Source organism: Paenibacillus sp. BAC0078 (assembly GCF_054483875.1).
This window is the reverse complement of the sequence record NZ_JBTLRW010000009.1, coordinates 224,224-247,510: the sequence shown is the minus strand read 5'-3', so window position 1 is coordinate 247,510 and position 23,287 is coordinate 224,224. Positions and strand designations below refer to the sequence as shown.

Genomic DNA, 23,287 nt, shown 5'->3' with positions numbered 1-23,287 from the left:
TCCGATTTTATTGTGAAATTCATCACATTTATAGCGCTTGTTTTAAAATACTATTGATTATTTTTTGAAGGCCGGGTTACAATGCGAATATACGTTCTCTTTATGAGGTGATGAATCCCATGCATAGGGTGGAGAGTAAAGACAATATGCTGGTAAAAGCTTATATTATGCTGCCGCTGGTTGTATCGGCCTTTGAGCGCGATGCTGCCATTCTGTCCAAGGAGCTGCGAACCCCTGCCCCCTACATAGAGGTTCTTCATACTGCCGCGAACGCGGCAACCGCTGATCTGCGTGATGTGCGTGCTGAAATGAGAACACGGGGCGTCAAGGTCTACGAACAACTGCGGCGGGAGGACGGTATCGAGGTCAAATTTGTCTGCCGGGGGTATCATGAACGGATGCTGTTGCTGGACCATATCATTGCCACTCAGGCCACGAGCCATATGCGCAAATATCTGAGATTGGATATCTCCACCTCCTGGATGCGAAGCAGCTAAATGCCTTATTTTCTCACAAAAAAGGCCTCGCCATAAATGTCGGCAAGACCATGAGTGGATAACAATCACATTAACACCTTCCAATAGCCCAGTGTGCCAAGAATAACAACCAGCGCTACGGGATATAGAATTTTCCGGCTTACCTTATCCTTAAACGTAAAAAACAAACAAAGCATACATAGCCAAGCAATAAGAAGACTTCCCATTCCTTATGCATACGCCCTTTCCTGTGTATCCAGAGTAGCTCCTGGCGCAAGATTGCGCTCCGGAACATATATACAAAGATTACCCGCGAGCTACACCATTCATACCACTTAACAGCTTGGACAGCTCCGCAAAAGGCCATTACTCCCTCTCAGGAACAGGGTGCTCCCAGAAACTCAGCCGTCCTTTAGCAGGTATGGGGTTAGCAAGCAATGCGGCGCCTTCCAGCTTCCAGGCAAACCGCCCTTCAGCATAATCGCCAAAAATATATTCATTGCCGCCCGGCCAGCCCTCCACAGCATTCTCAGAAGTCACCTCATGGCAACCGGTCAGGCGGCATGTAGCAATAATGGCTCCGGCGGGCAGATTGTCAGCGGTGAATCCGTGCCGGGCCAATACCGATTTATACGGCTCTTGCCTGCACACGGACTTGTCTATGCCCTTCCCGGCATGAATAGCCAGCTCACCGCGATAAGCCGTTCTCCAGGAACGGGTTTCGAATTGCTTTTCTCCAAGAGCGATCAGTGTCGCCCAGGGCTGCCGGATCGTCAAGCACCTCATTGTGGCAAGGCTTCAGGATTTATGAATTTTAACCGTTCATTCTGCATGTAGGCTTCCCGCTTTCCAACGAATCCAATGATGTATAAGCTCTGGAATCATATAAAGATGAGGATTAACAATCATCCTATACATTGTAACAAAAAATAGAGCCGGGGCGCTTGTTCCCACATCAATTCCACCCGGGGAGGGCGAAGTAGACGGTTTTTCAAGCCCATATTGCTCTATCAGCCTATCTTCTGTTCCACTTTCAATAACAGTTCCTTCAGCTGCCGCGTAGATCAGATCAGGTTGTAAAAAGGCCGTTATAAGGATCAGGAAAGCTGTGAATAGGATTACGGATTTTTTCTTAGTGCTCATCATAACCATCCTTATTAACGGACTCATACCGCTGGCGGATTTCAAGGTTTTTGGCGTGATTATATAAATCCAAAGCCACAATCCCTCTGCGTGCAAGTTTTACAAAGAGAACAAATGCATATATCCCTAGTCCAGTGCATACCAGCCAAATCAAGAATGCAAATACACTAAATCCTCCGAAAAATATACCCGGCTGCGACACCATTTCTTCACGCTCCTATCCGTATTATCGTCGGCTCTTCCGAACTCAATACTGTTTAGTATATTGGATTTGGAACAATCTGTAAATGTCTCCGCAAGTCCGTAAACTGTGCATAAAGGTCTAGGCATGATTTTGCCATGCGGGCGGAATGCCACCCATCGAAATGTTATAGTAGTGTTATACAGGAGGTGCTATTTATGATAAATAACGATGAACAATTTATTGAAGTAGCTATACAAATGGCTTTCAAGGCTAGAGAAGAGGGAAATGAACCCTTCGGTGCAATCTTAGTAAAGAACAACGAGATTGTAATGTATGGAGAAAATAAAATTAATAGTCATTGTGATCCTACACATCATGCTGAAATTGGACTTATACGTACTTTTTGCTCTGAGAACAACATTTTTGATCTTAATGAATATACTTTGTATACCAGCTGTGAACCTTGCGTAATGTGTACAGGAGCTATGGTATGGTCTAATTTAGGAAAAATAGTCTATAGTGTGTCACATGATCAGCTGGCAGAAATTGCAGGCAGTAATATAATGATTTCATGTAAGGAAGTTATCGACAAAAGTCCACATAAGCCGGTCGTAATAGAAAAAGTATTAAATGCCGAAGGGCTAAAAGTATTCGAAGGATATACCTTTTCCCATTGAATTCACTTCCATGTTATTCGAGTATTTCAGAATAACATGGTATTTTTTTCCACAAAAAAAGCACGACCCCCAAAACCCCGGAAGCCGCGCCACGATTGAATTAGTAAGGATGCTGGTGAAGGGAATTGAACCCCCGGCCTACGCATTACGAGTGCGTTGCTCTACCCCTGAGCTACACCAGCTTAAAGCATACTTTTTCTGTCAAACAAAATACATTATACAGCGTCTGGAGAAAAACGCAACCCTTTCTCTCACAGTTCTTGCCTTTAACCCCAGCCTGCCCGCTCTTCGTTCAGACTAGTCTCTCAGAACTATTGCTCCAGCAGCTTGCGCTCCACCGACTCCAGCTTGCTGCGGCTCGTTGAGACCTTGTCGCGGCGGTCATCTATCTTAAGTGAAGTAGAGACACGCTGCGCACCCGCTGAGAAAGGAGATTCGTGCAGCGCTTCTACAGCAGCGAGAATCCGCGGCAGCGGTCCTTCGATAATCGTACCCATAGATGTCAGCTCGTAGGTAATGCCCTCCACCGTCTCCAGCACCCGCTGCATATCGGCCACATAGCTGCTGAGGCTGGTGCTGCCTGTGCCGATCGGAATTACGGTTACTTCGCCAATAGCCATTCGAAATCCCTCCTATATATAAGTCTCCAGTCCCTTCTATTGTAACAACTCCTGTCTGGCGTCACAAATCGCCTGAAGTCCCAGCATCCCTTCCCTCGAAATCCTATGATTGCACTCACTGCAGATATGAAGCCTTTGTGGCGTTTTTTGGGACAATTTATGAATCGGATTCGGAAAAATTTGTCGTTATTCTGTGGATTATCTGTGGATGAATTGTGGACTAACTCCGGAACATCTGTGGACTAGCTGTGGATCATCTGTGCGTAAAGCGGCTGAACCCGCCCGGGGCGCGGACTTGCAAAAAAGTATTTACAAACACAATATATTGGGTTAATTTTATATAGCGACAACAAAATATAGTGGAATCAGGTGCTTCACCTCTACAGGAGTGCTGAAGCTTAATAGGGAAGCGCGGTGCAAATCCGCTGTGGTCCCGCCACTGTAACCGGATGCTCGACAGCGTCATGAAGCGCTGCAGAGCAGTATCCTGAGGCTCACGCCACTGAGGGACATTCCCCCCTTGGGAAGGCGCCTTAAGGATTCACCGGAAGCCAGGAGACCTGCCTGTTTCCGGGCACCATCATTTACGCCTGCGAGGAACAGGAGAGGTGTCCGCATGCGGCCTGCACAAGCAGATTTAGCCTTCCCTAAGACGGGGAGCCAAGGCTGCCGATACCTGAAGGCGATATTCCCTATTGCCTTCAGGTATCGGCTTCTGCGGGAAAGCTTATTTCCATGGAGACCATCCGCAAATATCCGCGCTCCGGTTATTTGCGCCACGCATCCGGGCATTTTCCGCCTTCCTCGGCGGGAGATGCTTTTTTATTAATGTCAGTTAGCCTGGTTAGAACGTTCTTATATATCGAGAGGAGAGTGCTGCACAATGACGCTGCTGGAGAAACGGTACAACGCTGAACAAACTACACAAGAGGTTATGTTAGAGGAAGTTATCCATTTGGGGCGCGATATTATCGACAGCCGGGATTTGGATCTGCTGCGTGAGAATGCCAATTTGAACGGGGAGAGCTTTTCCGGCAAAATGAGCAAGTTCGGCAGTGAATACTCCAAGTGGTATGCCCGTAACTTCACGATGCCGCCGCAACTGGTGCAGGCTTCCCTCGATAACGTGGTGTATGTCCATGACCTGGACCAGTACGTCATCGGAACGACCAACTGCATCTTTATCCCGTTCGAGCGGCTGCTCCGCGAAGGCTTCAACACCGGCAACGGCAGTGTGCGGCCACCGAACTCGATTATGACCGCGATGTCACTGGTGGCAATTATTTTCCAGTCTCAGCAAAATGCCCAGTACGGCGGCGTGTCCGCCAACAAGCTGGATTTTGATCTGGCTCCTTATGTAACTAAGTCCTTCGCCAAGCTGTTCCGCAAGGGACTGGAGTACTTCGAAGAAGGACAAGCCGGTGAGCATCTTGGCGAAGTTAACATGAGCCGCAGCGATCTGGCTAAGCAGTATCCGCGGGCCTTCCGCTTTGCGCTGAAGGAGACGGAGAGCGAGACACTGCAGGCGGCAGAGAGCATGATACATAACCTGAATACGATGTCCAGCCGCTCGGGCGGTCAGATTCCTTTTACCAGTATTAACTATGGTACCTGCACTTCGCCAGAGGGCCAGCTTGTCATCAGCTCGCTGCTGACGGCGACCATGAACGGCCTGGGCAGCGGTGAAACGCCGGTGTTCCCTATCCAGATCTTCAAATGCAAGCAAGGTGTCAACCAGCAGCAGGGCGATCCTAACTATGAGCTGTTCCTAAAGGCCGCCGAGTGCTCCGCGCGCAGACTGTATCCGAACTTCGCCAATCTCGATGCGCCGCTCAACCTGCAATATTACGATCCGGCCGACCCGGATACTGAATTTGCAACTATGGGCTGCCGCACCCGGGTGCTTGGTGACCGCTTCGGACGCAACCACTGCTCCGGCAAAGGCAATCTGTCTTTTAACACACTCAACCTGGTGCGTCTCGGGCTGGCTCACGGCACGGTTACAGGCCGCCGCCTGGTAGCCGACGAGCAAGGCTTCTATGATGATCTGAACCATTATATGGACATCGCTCTGGATGGACTGCTCCACCGCTTCCGCATCCAGGCCGCCCAGAAGGCCAAAGCCTCCGACTTCATGATGCGTGAAGGGGTCTGGGAAGGCGGTCAAGAGCTGGCCCCTGAGGATAGCGTAGGCGAGCTGCTGAAGCACGGCAGTCTATCCATCGGCTTCATCGGGATGGCAGAGTGCATGAAGGCCATGTACGGCAAGCACCACGGCGAGGATATGGAGATTCATTCCAAAGCGCTCGCCATCGTCCGCCATATGCGGGAATATTGCGACCGCAAGAGCGAGGAGCTTAACCTCAACATCACGCTGTTCGCCACACCGGCTGAAGGACTGTCCGGCAAATTCACGAAGGTCGACCGCAAGGTGCTTGGTTCCATCCCAGGCGTTACCGACCGCGAATACTATACGAACTCCTTCCATGTTCCGGTCTATCATGAGCTAAGCGCAGCCCAGAAGATCAGCCTGGAAGCTCCGTTCCACGAATATTGCAACGCCGGCGCGATCTCTTATGTCGAGCTGAACGGCAATGCCCGCAGCAATCCGGCGGCTTTTGTGAAGATCATCAAGTACGCGCTGGAGCAGCAGGTCAGCTACTTCAGCATCAACCATCCGATTGACCGCTGCTCGGCCTGCGGCTACGAAGGTGTCATTGGCACGAACTGCCCTTCTTGTGACGCGCATGAGAATGACGTGCATATTCGCCGATTGCGCCGGGTAACCGGCTATCTGACCGGCGATTATCAGACCCGCTTCAACGCCGCCAAGCAAGCTGAAGTGCGGGACCGCGTTAAGCATCTATGAATATTTGCGGCTACTACCCTGAATCAATCAACGAGGGAGAGGGCATGCGGGCCGTCATCTTCCTCAGCGGCTGCCGCCACCGCTGCCCGGGCTGCTTCAATCCGAAGACCTGGAATTTCAATTACGGCGAGCCCTTCACCCTGGAGCGGCAGCGGGAGATTATTGCGGAAATGGCCGCAAATCCGCTGCTCGACGGGCTGACGCTGGCAGGCGGCGATCCTTTTTTCTCGGCAGAGGAGGCTGCGGGCTTCATTCAGGAGCTGCGCAGCTTGCTGCCGGACTTCTCCATCTGGATTTACACAGGCTATACCTACGAAGAGCTTACAGCCGCTCCAGGCTCACCGGAGTGGAACCTGCTGAGCTTGTGCCATGTGGTCATTGACGGCCGATTTGTGGAAGAGCTTAAAGACACCACCCTCCCCTACCGTGGGAGCAGCAATCAGCGGATTATTGACATTCCGGCCAGTCTTGCCGGTACGGAGATCGTGCACTGGCAGCCGGCTGAGCTATAACTTACGTTAACTTTCAAAAGGCAGGCCAAGCGTAAATGCGGGCCGCCTTCTGCGCTCATATAATTCAATTTTTGATATTGAAAATTATACCCAAAAAACGAAGGGATGTATGAACCATGCCACAGCTCGTAGTGAAACCCGATAACCGCCAATTGGCTTTTGATGAAATCCGCCTCTCCGTATACGCCGACCGTATCCTGAAAGGTCTTGACCAGCTAAGCAAAGAAACTCTGCTGCGCGGAGTGCAGTCCAAGCTGCGGCGTGACGAGGTTAGCGGAGAAGAGATCAGCAGCGCCTTCACGATGAGCGCACTCGAGCTTGTAACCAAGGAAGAGCCGGACTGGAAGTTCGCCGCTGCGCGGTCGCTTTTGACTTCCCTGTATAAGAAAGCTGCCGTCAACCGCCGCTACAAGGCCTACCCGGACGAACCTTATGGCGAGCTCTACCCCCTGATCACCGATCTGGTCAAAAAAGGCATCTACCGCGAAGAGCTGCTTACTTACTATACCAAGGAGCAGATTGTAGAGCTTGGCGGCTGCATCGACTACACGCGCGACCTGCTGTTCGATTATATCGGCCTTTTGACTCTCTCGGACCGTTATCTGGCCCATGATTTCGACGGGCGTGTAATGGAGCTGCCGCAGGAGCGCTATATGATCATCGCCATGTTCCTCATGCACACCGAGCCGGAAGAGAAACGTCTGGATCTGGTAAAAGAAGCCTACTGGGCGATGAGCAACATCTACATGACCGCTGCTACACCAACCATGTCCAACGCAGGTAAAAAGGTTGCCGGACAGCTCTCCAGCTGCTTCATCGACACTGTGGACGACTCCCTCGAAGGCATCTTCGACTCCAATACCGATGTGGCCCGGCTCAGCAAAATGGGCGGAGGCATCGGCGTCTACCTCGGCAAGGTGCGGGCCCGCGGCTCCGATATCCGCGGCCACAAGAACACCAGCTCCGGCGTCATCCCCTGGATTCGCCAGCTCAACAATACCGCTGTCAGCGTAGATCAGCTTGGCACGCGCAAAGGCGCGGTCGCCGTCTACCTTGACGTTTTCCATAAAGACATTCTCGCCTTCCTCGACCTCAAGCTGAACAACGGCGACGAGCGGATGCGCGCGCATGACGTGTTCCACGGTGTCTGCCTGCCCGATCTGTTCATGGAGGCTGTGGAGGCACGCGGCCACTGGAACCTGTTCTGCCCGCATGAAGTGAAGAAGGTTATGGGCTGGAAGGATGCAAACGGGCGGGCGCTGGGTCTGGAGGACTTCTATGACGAGGAGCTGGGGCAAGGCACATTCCGCAAAAAATATGCCGAAGCTACCGCCAATCTGGAGCTCTCCCGTATCACGGTTCCGGCCATCGACATCATGAAGCGGATTATGAAATCGCAGCTCGAGACAGGTACACCATACATGTTCTACCGTGATACGGTGAACCGTTCCAACCCGAACCGCCACCAGGGGATGGTCTTCTCCTCCAACCTGTGCACAGAGATTATGCAGAATCAGTCGGCTACTGTGATCGAGCAGGAGGAGCTTGTTACGAAGGACGGCCAGACCCGGATTGTCATCTCCAAAATCCCCGGCGACTTCGTAGTCTGCAACCTGAACTCCATTCACCTGGCACGCGCTGTTCCGGCCGGTGTGCTAGAGCGTCTGGTGCCAATTCAGGTCCGTATGCTCGACAATGTTATCGACATCAACAATATTGAAGTGCTGCAGGCACAGTATACGAACAGCCAATACCGCGCTGTCGGCCTCGGCACCTTCGGCCTGCATCACCTGCTGGCGCTGGAGGGCATCCGCTGGGAGTCCGAGGAAGCCGTGGAATACAACAATCATCTGTACGAGCACATCAACTATTTGCTGGTACGCTCAAGCCTTGCGCTGGCCCGCGAGAAGGGCCGTTATCCGAAGTTTGCCGGCTCTGACTGGGAGACTGGCGCTTACTTCACCTCACGCGGCTATACCAGCGGCGAGCAGGAAGGCAAATATGTGACGACTGAGCAATGGCGTCAACTCCAGCAGGAAGTCGCTGCGGACGGCGTGCGCAACGCCTGGATGTTCGCGATTGCCCCGAACGGCTCGACCTCGATCATCGCCGGCTCCACAGCCAGCATTGATCCGCTCTACGAGCTGCTCTCCTACGAGGAGAAGACCACCTATAAGATCGCCAATCCGGCCCCGGATCTGTCCGAGAAGACAATCTGGTACTACAAAACGGCGTTCCTAATCGACCAGAACTGGTCAATCCGCATGGCCTCGGCCCGCCAGCGCCACGTTGACCAGGGACAGAGCTTCAACCTGTACGTGACCCCGGACATCAAGGCCACCGATTTCCTGGCGCTGCACCTGAACGCCTGGAAGGGCGGTCTGAAATCGACCTATTATGTGCGGAGCCGTGCACTAACTATTGAAGAGTGCGAGTCTTGCGCGAGCTAATTGTCTTAGTCCCTTCGAACAGAAAACGGTGATATATTCGTACACGCACCGCCCTGCCGAATAACTGCACTTTGTACAGCTATAGCCTGACTTTTGGCAGATAAACACAATTTAGCTGCACTCTGTACAATTATCCAGGCGAAAATCGGCTAAATTGCAGAAATTCTCTATTTTTAATTGCAGAAACTACAGTTATAGCTCATGAAAAGGCTCCACAGCAGTAAATAGCTGCAGTAAATACATTTATCTACGTGGATGCCACAATAGCATTCTTTCTTTCAAACGTTTCACTATATAGTCACAGTCGTTTCAATGAGAATATCAGGCGGAAGACCGCTTCATGCAAAATACAGGAGGGAATAAGCAATGCAACTGCAAAAAATTTTTAATACCGAAGCCCCGAACCAGTCCACCCGCATCATCGACGGGGAATGCTCGGGCATTCTGAACTGGAACGATATCCGCATGCCGCATATGTATAAGCTATACAAGGTGCTGCTGCTGAACCACTGGATCGCCGATGAAATCCCGATGTCGAAGGATGCGCAGCAGTTCCCGCTGCTGGAGGCAGAGGAACAACGCGTGTTCAAAATCAACATCAGCCTGCTGGCGGTGCTCGATTCGATGCAGACGATGTTCGTCGGCGATGTGAAGCGGTATTTTACCGACTCTTCTCTGGAGGCGATTTCGGCAATCATCGGGCAGCAGGAGGTTGTGCACAACCAATCCTACTCCTACGTCCTGTCTTCGATTGTCTCGGAGAGCGAGCAGAAGGAGATTTTTGAGTACTGGAAGCATGATCCAGTGCTGCTGGAGCGCAACCAGTTCATTTCGAACATCTACCAGGAGTTCCGCGATGCACCGTCCAAGGAGACCTTCTTCCGTGCGCTGGTGGCGGATCTGATTCTGGAGGGGATTTTCTTCTACAGCACCTTCGCCTTCTTCTACAACCTGGCCCGCGACCAGAAAATGATGGCAACCAGCCAGATGATCTCCTACATTCAGCGCGACGAGAATCAGCACTGCTACTTCTTCGCAGAGGTGTTCAAGCAACTGCTGATTGATTTCCCTGAGCTGAACACGCCGGAGAACATGGATTATGTCTACCGTACCATCGACCGTGCCGTAGAGCTTGAGACTAACTGGGGATATTACACGCTCACCAACGTGCCGGGCATTGATATGAACGAGCTGAGCGACTACATCAAATACATCGCCAACAAACGCCTGACCCTGATGGGCCTGGACAAAGCCTACCAAGGCGTAGACGTCAACTGCATGCCGTGGATCAAGCCTTTCTCCGACGAAGCGCTGAACGCGACCAAAACCGACTTCTTCGAAGCCAAGTCCCGCAACTACGGCAAGGTCGGCGACGACAACGGGTTTGATGATTTGTAAGCATCTAAAAAGCCCTTTACATCCAATCCGGGTGTACAGGGCTTTTGCCGTTTAAATAACAAATAGAACAAAAAAGGCAACAATAACGAAAATCCCCCCAATCGTTAAGAGCGTCTTTTTTAGTTCGGGTATATAATTTCGATTTCTTTTACCGGCTATTGCAGCAACCCCTACAATTATCAAATATGCAACCAGTAACCAGACCACTCCACTCATTCTGTCAGTCAAACAATCCCCCCCTAAATTAATTTAAAGCCATTTTGAAATAGTCATCATCCGTTGCGAAGTGAGTATTTGCTCCAACATCGTTTTGTATAAACCGCTGAAGCTCTTCCATCCCATAAGTATTACACTTCCAAATAAAAGAAGCTATAATCATAGAAAATCCTTTGGATTTATTAACAATAATTTCTTGACCGCATTCTTTTCCTTTTGTTCTTTCTCCAATTAGTTGAACCGATTTCAAATTAGTCTTCAATGCCAAAGCGGCAACTTCGCTACAGCTAGCAGTTTGTTCGTTAACGAAAACATAAATTTTTTCATAGCTTAGCGGCGCAAATTCATCTGAATAGTAAGTTACTTTTTTATTTTTATAATATAAGGTTACTATCTCTTTTTTACCTTTAATAAGAAATCGACAAAACGACATACAAGCATCAATGTATCCACCCGGAGAATCTCTTAAATCCAAAATTAGATATGGACGATCCTTATACTGGTTCATGATTTGAAATGCCTGATCCACTGATTTTTTCGTAAAGTAAGACAAGTTTATGTAGAGAAAATCCTCCACCAATCTATATTCAAAATGCTTTTGCTCTTTGATATCAACACTGTCCGAGTGGGCTTTTCCAATTAAAAAATCAGTAAAAACAGTTCCCCTAGTATCTTGAATAAATTGTTTAAAGGATTTGAGATCAACTATGGTCGAATTCATCAACTCGCTTTTCAATTGTTGATATCGCTGATCCTGATTCAAAAATATGTCATTGAGCTCATAGTACTCCATGCACTCTTTGATCAACTCAGACTCATCGTTATTTTTATGCGAAAATATCATCAGATTCCCCCCTCTGTTCAATCGTTGAGCAATTTGATCTCATAAGCTTCAGAGAGTTTCTGAATATTCAGGACCAAGCGTTCCCGTCTTGAACTTCTGGCAATTAACAAAGAAAGAGTTGTAAGCAATATACCTAAAGCCACAGCCCCTAGGGTGATCCATAATCCCGTAGGTAGAATAGAAGCAAATAGAAAAGGAGCGAAAGGAAACAAAAAGTTAAATATACTGAATACACCAGTCAAATACTGCTTCCATTTGGTGAAATCCACATTGTGCACTGTCGCTGCCGCAAGGAGTGAGAAGCCCAGAAATGAGAACGCAATGTTCTCTATGAAGTATTGGACGTCACTGATAAAAAATTGACCGCTGATTAGCAGACTGCCAAACGAAATCATTAACAAATATATTTGTGCAATAATAAAGCCCGATCCTGCTACCAGCATCCAGTTTGCAAACCACAATTTGAAGGGTGTGAGCGGTGTCGTCAACAATGTTTCACTGTGTACCAGATCCTCAATGTTCCAATGCCCCAGATTTCCAAGCAACATGCATGCCAGAGAGAAATAGGACACAATAATATGGCGGGGAACGGAGAAGCCCGTTAATAAGGCAAAATAGATAATCGGTAAAACAAGAGTGATAAATAATTTTATTTTATTTGTACGTATTTCTTTATATCGTTTCCATAAAAGAGCATTCATTCTATCTCATACTCCCTTCAAAGAACCTGTTCCACTCTTGTTTCGGCAAGAACTGCTGCTGGAAACCCAAAATGAGAATAGATGTCAAAATAAAAAATATTAGGCAGTAGCTAACCGGAAGCAACAAATACAAGAGCATGATTACAAGGACATAACCTATTTCAATAAGATAATTCCATATTTTACCCATTCGTTTCTGTAGCAGCGTTCTCATAAGGATCAGCCGCCCTACAGGAAATAATGACACATACAATCCGCCAATAAATAAAAGATCCACAGGTTTCAGTATGAGGTTATGGCCCGTGAACTCCATAACAGCTAAAGCGATAAGTGTGGTTCCAATACTCATACAAAAGGAGCACAGCATGGCCGCTTGGACGGTTTTTCCTACTATCTTCTCAATCGAGTATCCGAGAACTACCAGTGTCTCTTCATGCCCCCGTAAATAATCAGTGCAGAGCATTTTCAGTACAGCCAGAAAACAAAAATAAGGCAATAACACAATGAAATTAAGATAGGCCTGTGATTGAAGGAGGCTAATAAGTATGATGGAATAAAATACAAAGGTAACCCATCTCTGCCTGAACATTTTAATAGAAAGCCACATCACAGGATTCTGAAGTATCTTCATGAGGATTCCATCATTTCATTCATCTCTTCAATTTGAAATATAAACCGGTATAGCTTCTCCATGTCTGCTTCCTCAGGAGTTCCGGTAAGATACTTCGCAGCTAAACCCACGTAGTTGCCCTCCTCAATCAATTTTCCATTTTTAATAAACCCATACACATCACAGACTTTCTTCAGTTCGCTTAAATGATGGGAATTAATGAATACGGTTAGACCTCTACTCTTCATTTCCTTGATATATTTCCTCAGCATATAATTACCTTCCACATCCAGCCCTCTGGTCGGCTCATCCAGAATAAGCAATTGCGGTTTGCCGATAAAAGCTCTGGCCAAAGCCAATCTTTGCCTCATGCCCCGGGAGAAGAAGGTGATCTTGCTATCTTTGTGCTGTTCTAAATCAACCATTCTAATGCATTCGTTGATGTCTTTGTCCCTTTGTTGCCTGGATGCCTTGGGAAAGAAAACACGGTGAAACAACTCAATGTTCTCCCAGGCTGTCAGACTTTTATATAATCCCAACTGATCCAGCACACAACCAATTTGCTTTCTAATCTCATTAAACGAAGAATCACTACTCTTAATTCCATTGACAGCAACCGTTCCGCTCGAGGGTCTGTAGATATCGAGAATGGTTCGTGTCAGCGTTGTTTTTCCTGCCCCATTTGGACCTATCAAACCGTACACCTGGCCCGTTTTAACTGTTAGGTTAATATCCTCAAGCACGGTTGACGTTCCAAAGGTTTTACTTAATTGGTCAATGACGATGTCCATTTTCCTTCCTCCAAATCATATTGACAGCCCTCCGTATTAAAAAATGAACAAGAGCTGCAAGCATAGCGGAATTCACAATAAGCACATTTATTTCCATACTTGTCTACGCTTTTTTTCCAGTACTCAGACATCAGCTTTTGAAGTGCCCAGTGAAACCCGTTATTTTTAAAATTCCCAACTTTGCTTTTTAATTCCATACAAGGATATATAGAGCCATCATATGTCACCAGTACTTTTTTATCAAGGCAGTGATCTCCTAATTTTCTTGCAAAAAAAGAATCAAAATCCACATTAACCATATTTTTAGCGGTTATGGGAATAGGCTTGGTTCTTGAAAAAACCACCTGCCAAGATTCAGGGATCAACTTTGGCTTTTCTTTACTCTCGAAGTCATAAAGAATAAGCGAGACCATTTTGTGCTCCTTATACTTTCTAACAATATTCTTTAGTTCGCTTTGCCGAAATAACGATATGATGAGATGGCTTTCCTCTGGCAGTCCTTCAATCTTCCCGGTACCATTCGTGTGAACAGAGAGTGAAATACCTTTGGCAAGAATATATTCTGCTATTTTTTTGAAATAGGGACTTGTCGAAGCCTCACCACCTGTCAGCAAAATAGTATTGACTCCATAACCATTTAATTTGTCTACAACCAGCAACCAATCCTCCATACTCAGAGCTGACTCCCCGCCCTCAATTACCCTACAGCTTGGGCAGAACACTTCCCCGCAAAATTTACAATTCAGGTTGCATTCATTCGTAAGCTGAAGAGTGGCCGTTTCAATAAAAGGGGTGTTTTTGTGCATTTTTTTCTCATTATAGACATTGACAGATCTGAATTTATCCATAAAGACAGGCTTTTCTGAGAAGAAGCCCCAGTTATATTTTGCGAAAAACGTATTTAACATCTCAAATTCAAGCTCTGAAATGGGTTCCCCGCCCTCAGCTTTCCTAATCCCCTCAGCTAAACGGTTATCAATCCACAGTAACTTTTCGTCCACCAAATTATGCAGTATCGACTTTTTTTGCCCGGTTACCAAATAGACCTCTGGTTTCAACTTAAAATAGCTCATATGCACTCCCCTACTTCACTCATAGATTTAAAATAGTCAGAGGTTACTTCATCGAAAAGTTTCGGATTTTCTTCGAGCATACTCACAAATTCCCCCAATAGATTTTCTATAGTCTTTCTTTGCTGTAGGCATATTCCCGAGTTGCTTTCAAACCCGTTTTCCGTCTCGAAATTTTTGAAACATAAGTTACACAATCTAGAAATCGGACACTCCTCGCAATGAACACAGATATTTTGGTTATAGTCATTCAGGACTTTGGTGATTCTATCCAGGTCAAGACCCTCTTGAATGTCCCCAATTTCATAGGCACTGTTGATTTTTTCACATATTTGGAACTTGCCTTCTGTAGTAACATATAATTTTTCTCCCGGCACACACGTTCCTGTGTATGGCCTAATTACTGGCGAAGCCTCTCTTATCATTGGATGAAAAGCAAGGGTTGCATAAATACTTCCAAAAAAACGATATAAGAATTTATTTTTATCTATATCATTTGAAATAGCTTTTTCAAAAAAATTCTCTTTCAATTTATTATATTTTTCAAAAAAAACTGCCTCGTCACGATCATCGAACTGTGAATAATAAGTGCTGTTCTGTGTTTGAACCTGCCCTGTATGGATAACGGACAAGAGATTATCATCAAAAAAATTAGCCAGCTTTTCAAAGTCGGTTTTGAAATCAAAACAGGTTGCAATAGATAAACTGGCGTCGGGATACTTCTCTTTAAATTGATTAATATGCTTTAAAACGATATGAGCAGTCTCTCTCCCGTTTACATCCACCCTATTCCGGTCATGGTTCTCTGGATATCCGTCCAGACTGACAAGTACTGAAAAATGGTTTTCGTAAAGAAATTCCTGTATTTCAGATGTAAGAAGAAGACCATTGGTTGTGATATTATATAGAACCTCATATTCGCCATATTCTTTATTAATATAGTTAACGACCTGCTTTAGTAGAGGAATATTCGTTAGGGGTTCACCTCCATAGAAGCTTACGATTGATTTTCTCATGGGATTGCGCTCAAAAATTTTTTTGAAATTATCATAGTAAAAATCAACAGACGATTTGGCAACCTCCCAAGTCATTCTGCTGGTTCCATGTTCGCGAGTGTATGGATAGTGTTCTGAGTAAATACAATATTTGCATCTAAGATTACATGCTGAAGATATCTCCAGAATTAATTGTTTGAATCCATTTCCATCAATGTACAAATATTGATTCAGATTTGAAGCGTCAACACTTTCAATTTTTTGCTTGGATTGTAAGTTGAATTTATTCTTCAGCACTTCTAATCCCGGGTCATCCTCCTCGCTAACAATTTGCCCGGTTTCATTATCATAGAAATATCTATTTTTCCTTCTGCTCTCAAAATGGATGCCCTTCATTTATTTATCCTCCTTAAAATAGAGAGGAAAAGATGTTGTTCTCTTCCTCTCCTTTGATCCTATGAGTTCACACCGATAGCAACTGCTGCTGCAGCACTTGCACCTGTTGCAACCGTTGTCACTTCACCTGCTGCTGCAAGCGTAACGATTGCTGTTACAGGACCAAATACGGCACATGCAAGACAAACTGCACAACCTAAACATGCTGCGCAAGCTGCGCAGCCCAAACAGGCTACACATGCAGCAATTTCTTCCTTTTCGCCAATTTGAAATTCTTCTCCCAGATCAGAAATTGAGAAATATTCATCCGAATTCATGTTCTCACCTCCTTCATATGTATTCTCTCAGCTCTCTCATTCAATGCTTTGAAAATACCATAATGTAAAATACATCTATAATATTACATTTTTATCCTTATATTGATGTGATCTTTTTATCATTTTTTTACAAAAATAGATTATATTACTTTAAATGAGTATTTTTCGTATTTTAATATCTAAAAAGTAGATATACATAAAAAGAGCCTTTAATCTGTTAAATTAAAGGATACAAACGCAAAAAAGAACTCTTGGATTTATCTCAAGAGTTCTTTTTTGCGTTTCTGATTTACAGCCTTACTTACCAGCCTTACGCTCCGCCTTATGCGCTGTTTCTTCCGCCAGCTCCGCAAGCACGCTGTCCAGGCGCAGCTTGAGCTCGTCTGCGAGCTCGACGACTCCCTGATCATTACGTACCGCCTGCGAGTCTACCGCATATACACCGCCTAGAATATGGCGCGCGCCCAGCACAGAGAGCACTGGCTTCAGCGCATACTCAATCGTGAGCAGATGCGCCAGACTGCCGCCCATGAAGAGCGGGAGCAGGATTTTGCCGGCAAGGCCTTTTTCCGGGATCAGGTCCAGGAAGGTCTTGAGTACCCCTGTGTAAGATGCCTTGTATACCGGGCTGACCACAATTACTGCGTCGGCTTCGGCCACAAGGCCGTTAGCCTTAACGATGGCTTCGCTCTCGAAGCGGGTATGAATCAAGTCCTCCGCAGGCAGCTCCGCCACATTAATCCGATCTACCTCAAAACCATGCCCACGCAAATCGGCCTCCACATATTCAATAACCGCATTAACCCGGGAGACCAGGGATGGTGTTCCGTTGATGACAACTATTTTGGCCATTTTCTCCACCTCTTCCGTTCGTTATAATAAGGATCTGCCGCTATTCCGGGTGCAAACCCTTCAAATTTTAAGATAATCCTATCAGATTACAAGGAATATTGTCAAACCTTTAAAGCCTTGCGCAGGGCTCTTTCCTGAGCTATAATAAGCGGCAACACTACATCCCGATCAGGCCAATGACCGGCATCCAACCGTGAGGCGTCTGCGACCGGAGCAATTCACTTGTTCCCTAAGTTTACCGGGTTTCGCCCGTTACCGCGAAGACCAAAGAGGACCTTATCCTGCTGTGAAGCCAGGGGATTCGGTCAACCTGGGTGGCACCGCGAGCTGACGCTCCTCGTCCCATGGATGAGGGCGTTTTTTGTATTTTTTTAGACCAAAAGGAGCGAAGCGGCATGCTGGACATGAACTGGATCAGGGGAAATGAGGAAATCGTAAGAAATACGGCCAAGTGGAAAAGGGTAATCTTTCCGCTGGATGAGCTGCTGGAATGGGACGACAAACGGCGGGAGCTGCGGCGGGAGACCGAGCAGCAAAGAACGGAGAGAAACAGGCTGACCAAGGAGATCGAGCGTCTGCTGCGCCAGGGTGATGTCCCGGCTGGAGAAGCCGCCAAGGAGCAGGTGCGCGAGATTAACGGCAGGCTGACGAAGCTGGAGGCAGAGCTGGCTGAGGCGGAGCAGCACTGCGGCGAGCTGCTGCTTCTCGCGCCGAACCCGGTGTCGGCGGACACGCCCATCGGGGCCGATGACAGCGAGAACGTGGAGCTGCGGCGGACCGGCAGCCTGCCGGACTTTGGCTTCACACCGCGCGACCATGTGGAGCTCGGCGAGCTTCACGACATCATTGATATTCCGCGCGGGGTCAAAGCCGGAGGACCGCGCAGCTACGTGCTGAAGGGCGCGGGACTGTATCTGCACCTCGCCGTGCAGCGGCTGGCGCTAGATGTGCTGACAGAGCGCGGCTTCACCGTGATGGACGTGCCGGTTATTGTCCGCCCGGAGGCGCTGGAGCGGACCGGATTTTTCCCCGGCGGGATGGATCAGACCTATGAGCTGAACGGAGAAAAGCGCTGGCTGGCCGGAACCTCGGAGGTATCGCTCGTCTCCTTGTACAGCGACGAGATCGTTGATGCTGAAGCGCCGCTGCGGCTCGCCGGGATGTCGGCCTGCTTCCGCCGCGAGGTCGGCTCGGCGGGACGCGATGTGCGCGGCCTGTACCGGGTGCACCAGTTCTCGAAGATCGAACAGGTCGTGATCTGCAAGAATGATCCGGCAGAATCGGAGCAGATGCTGCAGGAGATTCTGGCGAATGCCGAGGATATCCTGCAGCTGCTGGAGCTGCCCTACCGCGTAGTGGCTGTGTGCAGCGGCGACATGTCGCTGAAGACGCACAAGCAATACGACATTGAGACCTGGATGCCGAGCAGAGGCGCATACGGCGAGACCCATTCGGCTTCGAATCTGCATGATTTCCAGGCCCGCCGCTCCGGCATCCGCTTCCGTGACGAGAACGGGCGCCTGCAATATTGCCACACCCTCAACAATACCGCAGTCGCCACACCGCGGATTCTGATTCCGCTGCTGGAGAACCATCAGCAGGAGGACGGTTCGATTTATATTCCAAAGGCGCTGCGCAAATATTTGGATGGGCAGGAGGTTCTTCCTGCAACGCTTCCGGTCAGGGATTAGAGAAGCTGACGTACATTGTACAATGCAAATAGACGGTTCCCGGAGCGCATATACGCGCTTTAGGAAACCGTCTTTTTTATGCAATCTGGCTATCTATTCCAGTGGCACTGTAACCTCAAACTCAGGAATAAACTCCTTGTCCACATAGCCCTCGGCATCAATACCGAGAATTTTGTAGGTCCGAATGGTCACTTGGTTGACCGGCTGTTGCAGTGGCTCGAATAAAGCATCCGTGGTTAGAACGTTTCCGCCTGTAGCGCTTAGCCCGACGCCTCCACTCAGCTCTTTCAATTGATTTCCTCGGTCGTCCACTATTTCAAACCCCATCGCAGGCAGCTTCTCATTGATTTTTTGCCCCTCCGGCAGCTCAATCCGTGTCGTGATACTGCTTGTAACGGGTGTGAGCTCCACCTTCTCAAGTGTAAAGAGCATTCCGCTATACTCACGGGTAATCGGCTCCGCGATAAGGTTGTTGACGGTTTTCTTTTCAACTGGAAGTGTAATGTGAAAAGGCTCCGAAATCCCGTCCACATGAACCGTCAGCAGCAGCTCGAACTTATCCGGCAAGGCCCGTCCCCCTTGACTGCGCATATCGGAGAATTGGACGATTCTTGAGCCTTCATCCTTTCCTTTTAAAGTAAATACTCCCGGGGCGCTTCCTCCGCCTGTCAGTCCATAAGCATGCAGGTCTTCACCATTAATTGAGACCTTAATGTCGCCCAAGAGGTCGCCGAGCTCTTGCATCAGGAACTTCTCCTCTGTGGTCTGGCGCTCAAGTCCAAGCGAGACCCGGACTCCGTCGAACAATACTTCAGGCACGGTCAGCGTCAATCCTTCGTGGCTATCGCTTTGATTCGGTGTCAGCGCCAGTCCCTTCTCATCCGCCGTCCGCAGCCCCAGATCCCCGGCAAGCTCAAAGATGGAGCCCAGCACGGGAATTCGCTCTATGGATGCCGCCAGTGTAGGCGAGATGAAGCCGACACTCAGAAAAGACAAGCATAGTATCAGTACGGAAGCCACGATTACAGCAGCCCATCGTCTTCTTCGTGGTGCCCTGTTGTTCCGCCCCTTTGCCTCAAACCGCTTCATAGTACGTTCCACCAGTTCCACTTCCACGGGAGTATCGCGGATCAATCTGCCAATGTGCTCTAGCCGTTCATCCCCTATTGTTGTACGGTTTTCCAATGAGCTTCCCTCCGTTCTCTTTCTGTCTGCCCAGCTTTTTGCGCAGCCGCTCGTATTTCTTGCGCACGGTAGCCGGGTTCATATCCATGGCAGCAGCGATATCGTCAAAGGTGTAATCCTCCAGCGCCCGCAGCAGCAAAATCTGCCGCTCCTCCATGCTGAGCTGCTCCAGCAGCCCATGCACCAGCTCGGTATATCCAAGGCCGGTTGCGGCAGGCTCTGAGTACTGCTGATGTCTTTTGTACAGTGCCAGGAGCCGGAAGCCCTTGCTCCTCTTTTTCATAAGGTCCAGGCAGTGGTTCCGCGCAATCCGGTACAGCCAGGCTGAAATAGACACCTTTTCCGTAAAACGGCCAATGTTCTCAAGCGCCTTAATAAAAATATCCTGCGCCGCGTCCTCCGCCTCCTCCTGACTGCCGAGCAGATAATAGCAGTACAGATAAACCGGTCTCTGAAAATGCCGGATCACCTGGGTGTAGGACTGCACATCGCCCCGCTGGACCTGCTCCACTATTAAGTTCAGTTCTGTTCCGGTGATTCCCCCGGAGGCTACCGCTTTATCCACAAGCCCCCTCCTTTCCCGCCTATATAACTGAAAAACACAGCGGTTTGTGACAGCAAGGCGCAAAATTATTTTCTTTTGAAGAAAATGTTCTATTTAATTGATATCTAAATTTAGTTCGTATATAATATAACAAAATATTAGTTCTATATTTATAGAACAAAAATTCGAGTTCAATACATAAAAATCACACTATATAAGTTGAACTTAAAAAAATCATAAAAAAGGTAGGAGTGCGGAGGGGAAGTTTGGAACTGGAGGAGCGGTAGCGACCGCCTGAGAGCTTTCCGTAGGAAAGCTGGCATCGTAAGCATAAGCTGTCTGCGGATTTCCACCGCGAAGAGCGGTATAAATCAAGAAATCTGCAGGCGGGCAGCGGCCGGAAGTCCAAACATTCCCCGCAGTTACGACCAGTACCCTAATATGAAAATCTAAAGTTCAACTTATATCGGAAATGAGGAGTTCGCATGAATTATAAGGTAGAAGTGGATTTTGCCCCGATGTATGAATGTTTTAGCAGCCTGGCCGCTTTTCTCGGGAAGCAGAATCACAATGCTCTGGAATCAGGAAAGCTCTGGGTCCGGGAGGTGCAGAAGAAGCTCACACCGGCTCATCTTCAGCAGATGCAGCAGTTCTCCAAGGATAACGGGGATTTCACACTCACGCCCTACATTTGGAGCTGCCCGGGGGAACGTTCCGTATCTGGCTTCCTGGATTGGTATGATGGCTTATCCCCGGGAGATCTGTATGAGATAAAAGCCCGTTTCGGGTCAACGGTGCCCTCCAATCTGGCCGAGCTGCGCAGCCGCGCTTCTGAAATTCTGCGGGAGTGGGATGAACGGTACTTCAGCGGAATAAATCCCGCTATCCTCGAAGGGCTGAAACAGGAAGCCGAGTTCCGGCGGACCACGCTGAACGGTGCCAATGGTATGGAGGTCTACGAGCAGGCGACGGAGGGGATGCGGTTTAGCCCCGGGGAACAAATGAAACAGATCATATTAATCCCGCAATATCATGCCCGTCCGCTGGTCACTTCCACTCTCTACGATGAATTTGTGTTCACCAGCTACTCCTGCGATGTGCTTCCACCGGAGGAAGGGCGTCCGGCTCCCGCACTGCTCCGGCTGACCCGGGCACTGTCGGATGAGACCCGGCTGTACATTCTCCGCCTGCTTGCGGACAAACAATTGAGCTTCACCGAAATTGTCCGGCAGGTCGGCCTGTCCAAAAGTACAATCCACTACCATCTCATCGCGCTGCGGGCGGCTGGGCTGGTTATTGTCCACAGCAACGGCAAAAGCGCGGCGTACAGCCTGCGTCTGGAAGCGCTGAATGGACTGCCGCAGCGAATGGCTGATTATTTAGAGAGCTGAACGGTCCACGAAAAGGAGTGAACACCCTATGCTGAAACGCAGCTATTATGGTCTGCTGTCAACGATTTCCCTAAGCGCCTTTGGAGATGCCTTCGGCCTGCTGGCAATGGAGTGGCTGGCCTATGAGCTGACCGGCTCCAAGCTGGTCATGGGGGCGCTGGCGCTCAGCTCCGGCATCCCGGAGCTGCTGCTGCGCCTGCTTGGCTCGCCGCTGTCCGACCGGCTGCCCCGCGTGCGGTTCATGGCCTGCCTGGCCGCTATCCGGCTGCTGGCCATCGCGCTCCCGCTGGGCATGGGCCTCGCCGGCCAGCTCCAGCTCTGGCATTTATTCGCCGCAGCGGGGCTTAGCGGCGCTTGCGCCGCGCTGTTCATGCCGACGGCGATGGCCGTTATCCCCGGTGTCGCCGACAGCCGGAAGCTGGTGCGCGCCTTCGCTGTCATCGACGGCTGCAAAGGTGCGGCGGCGCTGCTTGGGCCTGCGCTGGCCGGCGTATTGACCGCTGCCAGCGGGTCGCTTCCGGCCCTTGGCGTCAATATGCTCTGCTACATTGCCGCTATCGCCACGCTGCTGTGCCTGCCGAAGCAGCCCAAGCCGGCTGCCGCCACAAGCAGAAGCAGCTTCTCCATTTCCGGCTACATACGTGAAATTGCCGAAGGCTTCACCTTCTATAAGCAGTTTCCGGCTATGCTTATGATTATGCTTATGGCTTCGGTCAGCAACCTAAGCTCCATCGCCGTCTGGACGATGATGGTCCCTTATGTGCGCGAAGTGCTCCACCGGAATGCGGCGGCTATGGGTACGCTGACCACAGCTTCGGCACTCGGAACGCTGGTTGGGCTTGGGGTGATCTCTCTGCTGGGCGAGATTACACATAGACGTCTGGTAATGCTGGGCAGTCTGGGAACCATAGGTGTCATTACATCCATATGGGGACTGATCCCAAGCTTTCCCTTTGCTCTTGCTGCTGTATTTGTATCCGGCGCTCTGGGCCCTTTCTTCGGCTCGTTAAGCTCCTCCCTGCACGGCCGTCTGGTTCCTGCGAGCCTTCAGGGGCGGGTGAACTCCATCCGTTTTCTAATTGGCGGCAGCCTGCAGCCCTTTGGCGCTTTTATCGGAGGGGCGGTTGCCGAGGCCTATGGTGTGCCTGCATTGTTCCTTGCCGCCGGACTGCTCCCGGCGTTATGCGCCGCAGCGGCATTGCTGCTTCCCGGTCTCCGGATGCTCGATGGCGATCTTGCCGCGCTTGAAGCCAGACATCTGAAGAGCAGTAGGCCGGCATCTGCAGTGCAAAACATGCTAGCGAAATAGCAGCAAACCGCTGACCAGAGGGGATTTTGCAGCGAATATTGGTCAA

General features: G+C 49.1%; 24 protein-coding genes, 1 tRNA gene and 1 riboswitch. Of the genes, 9 read left to right on the top strand and 16 right to left on the bottom strand.

The genetic code is table 11. The annotated features are described in order from the left end of the window. The first annotated feature begins 119 nt into the window (after positions 1 to 119). Positions 120 to 497: a hypothetical protein gene (locus ACX1DY_RS18590; RefSeq protein WP_458965684.1), complete on the top strand. Its 378-nt coding sequence runs from the start codon at positions 120 to 122 to the stop codon at positions 495 to 497. A gap of 345 nt (positions 498 to 842) precedes the next feature. On the opposite strand, the gene ACX1DY_RS18585 is transcribed toward ACX1DY_RS18590, so the two are convergent. From ACX1DY_RS18585 to ACX1DY_RS18575, 3 genes are read right to left on the bottom strand one after another with little or no spacing between them, the layout of a single operon-like run. Next, on the bottom strand, positions 843 to 1,262 hold the full coding sequence (locus tag ACX1DY_RS18585; RefSeq protein WP_458965683.1) for an ASCH domain-containing protein: 420 nt from the start codon (positions 1,260 to 1,262) through the stop codon (positions 843 to 845). A gap of 36 nt (positions 1,263 to 1,298) precedes the next feature. Beyond that, on the bottom strand, positions 1,299 to 1,619 hold the full coding sequence (locus ACX1DY_RS18580; protein ID WP_458965682.1) for a hypothetical protein: 321 nt from the start codon (positions 1,617 to 1,619) through the stop codon (positions 1,299 to 1,301). Continuing rightward, the gene (locus ACX1DY_RS18575) at positions 1,609 to 1,824 is read right to left on the bottom strand and encodes a hypothetical protein (RefSeq protein WP_458965681.1); all 216 of its coding nucleotides are present in this window, start codon (positions 1,822 to 1,824) and stop codon (positions 1,609 to 1,611) included. The genes ACX1DY_RS18580 and ACX1DY_RS18575 overlap by 11 nt, the downstream gene beginning before the upstream one ends. A 194-nt stretch (positions 1,825 to 2,018) precedes the next feature. On the opposite strand from ACX1DY_RS18575, the gene ACX1DY_RS18570 reads away from it, so the two are divergent. Beyond that, positions 2,019 to 2,480 carry a nucleoside deaminase gene (locus ACX1DY_RS18570; protein WP_458965680.1) on the top strand — a complete coding sequence of 154 codons (462 nt, stop codon included), beginning with the start codon at positions 2,019 to 2,021 and terminating at the stop codon, positions 2,478 to 2,480. A 110-nt stretch (positions 2,481 to 2,590) separates the two neighbouring features. On the opposite strand, the gene ACX1DY_RS18565 is transcribed toward ACX1DY_RS18570, so the two are convergent. After that, positions 2,591 to 2,662 (bottom strand) — tRNA-Thr (locus ACX1DY_RS18565). A gap of 129 nt (positions 2,663 to 2,791) precedes the next feature. Further along, positions 2,792 to 3,100: an MTH1187 family thiamine-binding protein gene (locus ACX1DY_RS18560; RefSeq protein WP_019913883.1), complete on the bottom strand. Its 309-nt coding sequence runs from the start codon at positions 3,098 to 3,100 to the stop codon at positions 2,792 to 2,794. A gap of 350 nt (positions 3,101 to 3,450) precedes the next feature. After that, a riboswitch (cobalamin riboswitch) is annotated at positions 3,451 to 3,682 on the top strand. A 301-nt stretch (positions 3,683 to 3,983) separates the two neighbouring features. Between ACX1DY_RS18560 and ACX1DY_RS18555 the strand changes: the two genes are divergently transcribed. From ACX1DY_RS18555 to ACX1DY_RS18540, 4 genes are all read left to right on the top strand, one after another. Then, the gene (locus tag ACX1DY_RS18555; protein WP_458965679.1) at positions 3,984 to 5,969 is read left to right on the top strand and encodes an anaerobic ribonucleoside triphosphate reductase; all 1,986 of its coding nucleotides are present in this window, start codon (positions 3,984 to 3,986) and stop codon (positions 5,967 to 5,969) included. After that, the gene (gene nrdG, locus ACX1DY_RS18550) at positions 5,966 to 6,481 is read left to right on the top strand and encodes an anaerobic ribonucleoside-triphosphate reductase activating protein (protein WP_458965678.1); all 516 of its coding nucleotides are present in this window, start codon (positions 5,966 to 5,968) and stop codon (positions 6,479 to 6,481) included. Before ACX1DY_RS18555 ends, nrdG begins: the two co-directional genes overlap by 4 nt. A gap of 116 nt (positions 6,482 to 6,597) precedes the next feature. Then, the gene (locus ACX1DY_RS18545; protein WP_458965677.1) at positions 6,598 to 8,931 is read left to right on the top strand and encodes a ribonucleoside-diphosphate reductase subunit alpha; all 2,334 of its coding nucleotides are present in this window, start codon (positions 6,598 to 6,600) and stop codon (positions 8,929 to 8,931) included. Between the two features lie 366 nt (positions 8,932 to 9,297). Then, a complete protein-coding gene (locus ACX1DY_RS18540) occupies positions 9,298 to 10,329 on the top strand; it encodes a ribonucleotide-diphosphate reductase subunit beta (RefSeq protein ID WP_458965676.1) in 1,032 nt (343 codons plus the stop codon). A 51-nt stretch (positions 10,330 to 10,380) separates the two neighbouring features. On the opposite strand, the gene ACX1DY_RS18535 is transcribed toward ACX1DY_RS18540, so the two are convergent. From ACX1DY_RS18535 to ssuE, 9 genes are all read right to left on the bottom strand, one after another. Beyond that, entirely contained in the window at positions 10,381 to 10,557 is a 177-nt protein-coding gene (locus ACX1DY_RS18535) for a hypothetical protein (protein ID WP_458965675.1), read from the bottom strand. A 16-nt stretch (positions 10,558 to 10,573) separates the two neighbouring features. Beyond that, on the bottom strand, positions 10,574 to 11,389 hold the full coding sequence (locus tag ACX1DY_RS18530) for a S41 family peptidase (RefSeq protein WP_458965674.1): 816 nt from the start codon (positions 11,387 to 11,389) through the stop codon (positions 10,574 to 10,576). A 17-nt stretch (positions 11,390 to 11,406) separates the two neighbouring features. Next, on the bottom strand, positions 11,407 to 12,090 hold the full coding sequence (locus ACX1DY_RS18525) for a hypothetical protein (protein WP_458965673.1): 684 nt from the start codon (positions 12,088 to 12,090) through the stop codon (positions 11,407 to 11,409). Position 12,091: 1 nt separating this feature from the next. Continuing rightward, positions 12,092 to 12,721 carry a hypothetical protein gene (locus ACX1DY_RS18520; RefSeq protein WP_458965672.1) on the bottom strand — a complete coding sequence of 210 codons (630 nt, stop codon included), beginning with the start codon at positions 12,719 to 12,721 and terminating at the stop codon, positions 12,092 to 12,094. After that, positions 12,718 to 13,491 carry an ABC transporter ATP-binding protein gene (locus ACX1DY_RS18515; RefSeq protein WP_458965671.1) on the bottom strand — a complete coding sequence of 258 codons (774 nt, stop codon included), beginning with the start codon at positions 13,489 to 13,491 and terminating at the stop codon, positions 12,718 to 12,720. The genes ACX1DY_RS18520 and ACX1DY_RS18515 overlap by 4 nt, the downstream gene beginning before the upstream one ends. After that, positions 13,467 to 14,564 (bottom strand): radical SAM protein, encoded by a 1,098-nt coding sequence (locus ACX1DY_RS18510; protein ID WP_458965670.1) that lies wholly within the window; start codon positions 14,562 to 14,564, stop codon positions 13,467 to 13,469. Before ACX1DY_RS18510 ends, ACX1DY_RS18515 begins: the two co-directional genes overlap by 25 nt. After that, complete coding sequence (locus ACX1DY_RS18505; protein ID WP_458965669.1) at positions 14,561 to 15,952, bottom strand: radical SAM protein; 1,392 nt, start codon at positions 15,950 to 15,952, stop codon at positions 14,561 to 14,563. The genes ACX1DY_RS18510 and ACX1DY_RS18505 overlap by 4 nt, the downstream gene beginning before the upstream one ends. Before the next feature lie 59 nt (positions 15,953 to 16,011). Then, complete coding sequence (locus ACX1DY_RS18500) at positions 16,012 to 16,269, bottom strand: hypothetical protein (RefSeq protein ID WP_458965668.1); 258 nt, start codon at positions 16,267 to 16,269, stop codon at positions 16,012 to 16,014. Between the two features lie 297 nt (positions 16,270 to 16,566). Next, positions 16,567 to 17,121, bottom strand: coding sequence for an NADPH-dependent FMN reductase (gene ssuE, locus ACX1DY_RS18495; protein ID WP_458965667.1), 555 nt, complete (start codon positions 17,119 to 17,121; stop codon positions 16,567 to 16,569). A 395-nt stretch (positions 17,122 to 17,516) separates the two neighbouring features. On the opposite strand from ssuE, the gene serS reads away from it, so the two are divergent. Further along, entirely contained in the window at positions 17,517 to 18,812 is a 1,296-nt protein-coding gene (serS, locus tag ACX1DY_RS18490) for a serine--tRNA ligase (RefSeq protein WP_458965666.1), read from the top strand. A 93-nt stretch (positions 18,813 to 18,905) separates the two neighbouring features. On the opposite strand, the gene ACX1DY_RS18485 is transcribed toward serS, so the two are convergent. Together ACX1DY_RS18485 and ACX1DY_RS18480 are read right to left on the bottom strand one after the other, a co-directional pair. Then, on the bottom strand, positions 18,906 to 19,997 hold the full coding sequence (locus ACX1DY_RS18485) for a DUF4179 domain-containing protein (protein ID WP_458965665.1): 1,092 nt from the start codon (positions 19,995 to 19,997) through the stop codon (positions 18,906 to 18,908). Next, the gene (locus ACX1DY_RS18480; RefSeq protein WP_458965664.1) at positions 19,969 to 20,562 is read right to left on the bottom strand and encodes an RNA polymerase sigma factor; all 594 of its coding nucleotides are present in this window, start codon (positions 20,560 to 20,562) and stop codon (positions 19,969 to 19,971) included. The genes ACX1DY_RS18485 and ACX1DY_RS18480 overlap by 29 nt, the downstream gene beginning before the upstream one ends. A gap of 464 nt (positions 20,563 to 21,026) precedes the next feature. Here ACX1DY_RS18480 and ACX1DY_RS18475 point away from each other — a divergent pair, with 464 nt between their 5' ends. Then, entirely contained in the window at positions 21,027 to 21,932 is a 906-nt protein-coding gene (locus tag ACX1DY_RS18475; RefSeq protein ID WP_458965663.1) for an ArsR/SmtB family transcription factor, read from the top strand. 28 nt (positions 21,933 to 21,960) lie between these two features. Beyond that, positions 21,961 to 23,241, top strand: coding sequence for an MFS transporter (locus tag ACX1DY_RS18470; RefSeq protein ID WP_458965662.1), 1,281 nt, complete (start codon positions 21,961 to 21,963; stop codon positions 23,239 to 23,241). Positions 23,242 to 23,287: the final 46 nt, after the last annotated feature.